The sequence below is a fragment of the Synechococcus sp. R6-7 genome, assembly GCF_047461695.1.
In the GTDB taxonomy this organism is placed as follows: domain Bacteria; phylum Cyanobacteriota; class Cyanobacteriia; order Thermostichales; family Thermostichaceae; genus Thermostichus.
The window spans coordinates 1-2,016 of sequence record NZ_JANSHS010000367.1 but is presented as its reverse complement, the minus strand read 5'-3'; the positions used below and the strand labels follow the sequence as shown (position 1 = coordinate 2,016).

The window sequence follows — 2,016 nt, the reverse complement described above, 5'->3', positions numbered from 1 at the left end:
TTCCGGCATTGCCGTGGGCATGGCCACCAATATCCCACCCCACAACCTGGGGGAAGTGGTGGATGGCCTGTTGGCTTTGATCGACCATCCCGACCTCAGCCCTGAGGAACTGTTGCGGTGGATCCCGGGGCCGGATTTTCCCACCAGCGGCCAAATCTTAGACACCCAAGGGATCCGCGAAGCCTACCTCACCGGGCGCGGTTCCATCACCCTGCGGGGGGTAGCCCGATTTGAGGAGATCCAGCCGGGCAAAGGACGCCACCGGCGGCCTGCTCTAGTCATCAGCGAGTTTCCCTATCAGGTGAACAAAGCCGCCTGGATCGAAAAAGTGGCCGAGCTGGCCAACCAAGACCGCATCAGCGGCATCGCCGATCTGCGGGATGAGTCGGATCGCAGCGGCATTCGCGTGGTGGTGGAGCTGAAGCGAGAGGCCAACCCGCAGGCGGTTTTGCAGCAGTTGTATAAGCTCACCCCTTTGCAAAGCAACTTTGGAGCCATCCTGCTGGCTTTGGTGAACGGGGAACCGCGGCAGCTCAGCCTCAAGGACATCCTGCAACACTTCTTGCAATTTCGCGAGGCCACCCTCAACCGGATGTTCCGTGCCGAGTTGCAGCAGGTGCAGCGCAAGGCGGAAGAGGTGGCAGGAATGTTGCTGGCGTTGGCGGATCTGGAGGGGGTGATCGAGCTGCTGCGGCAAGCGCCCGATGGCACCACGGCCAAAGCCCAATTGCAAACTCGCCTCGGCTGTACCCCCCAGCAGGCAGAGACGATTTTGGCCATGCCTCTGCGTCGCCTGACGGGATTGGAGCGGGAACGGCTGCACCAGGAACATGCCCAGTTGCAGGCCCGCATCGAAGAACTGCAGGGGCTACTCAGCGACCGCCGCAAGCTCTTGAACTACCTGAAAAAAGAGCTGCGCCACTTGAAGAAAATCTTCGGGGATCCCCGGCGTACCCAGATCCTCTCGGCCTCGGAGCTGGAAGCGGAAGTGGCCCAAATCCCCAGCGGCGAAGAGACGGAAGAGACCCACTTCTTGCTGCAATTCACCCGCAAGGGCTATGTGCGCCGCCTGCCTCTGCCTAGCCGTCGCTCCCGCAGCAACCCGGCGCAACGGGAACTGGGGGAAGATGTGCTGGTCGGCCTGGAATGCGTCACGCTGGAGCAGGAAATCTTGGTGCTCACCGCCGGCGGCAAGGCTTTTACCGTGCCCATCGCAGGGATCCCCCTCAGCACTGGCTCTTCACGGGGGGTACCCCTGCTCACCCTTCTTCCCAACCCTGAGCCGATCGTCGCCACCTTCACGTTGGCTCCGGATCCGGGCAAGGCAAGTTTGGTGGTGCTCAGCCGGCAGGGGCGGATCAAGCGGCTGGCCCTGGCAGAGTTGATGGGCCTTACCCAACGGGGATCCACCGTCCTCAAACTAAAGGAGGGAGATGAGCTGGGCTGGGCAGCCCTTTGGGATCCCGGCCACCAAGGCTACAGCGTCGTCCTGGCTACTTCAGGGGGACGGGTGCTGCGGCTGGCTGCCGAAGGGATCCCTTTGATGGGTCGAGCGGCTATGGGATCGCCGGCCCTGCGCCTGGGGCGCGCCGAGCGAATAGTTGGTATGGCGCTGCTGCCCCCGCAAGGGATCCTGGTTCTGGCCAGCCGGTCGGGCTATCTGAAGCGCTTGTCTCTGGAGGAGATCCCCATCTTGGAGCGGAGTCCGGTGGGCGCGCCGGCCTTTCACTTCTCCGACCGAGGGGATGTGCTGGTGGGCTTGGTGGGTCTCCCCCCCGAGCTGGAGAGGCCTTCCCATCTGCAACTGGATGTGATCACGGAGTCTGAACAGGTGTACTCCTTCTCTCCTGCCGAGATCCCGCTGCAAAGCCGCTCCGGGGGCGGATCCCTCCTGGTCAAAGGGGAGCGGGTCAGGGAGTTGCGCCTGTTCTTGCCGCAGTGGCTGCCGGAAGGCGATGTGGGATAGCTCTTGGGGGAGCAGAAGATCCCTAGGTTGTGTTGATCTTTCATTTGAGC

General features: G+C 62.7%; 1 protein-coding gene. It reads left to right on the top strand.

Annotation, left to right across the window (positions count from 1 at the left end):
- Nucleotides 1–1,966 (top strand): DNA gyrase subunit A (locus tag NW815_RS10885; RefSeq protein WP_414416002.1); only part of this gene is annotated, 1,966 nt, incomplete at its 5' end.
- Nucleotides 1,967–2,016: the final 50 nt, after the last annotated feature.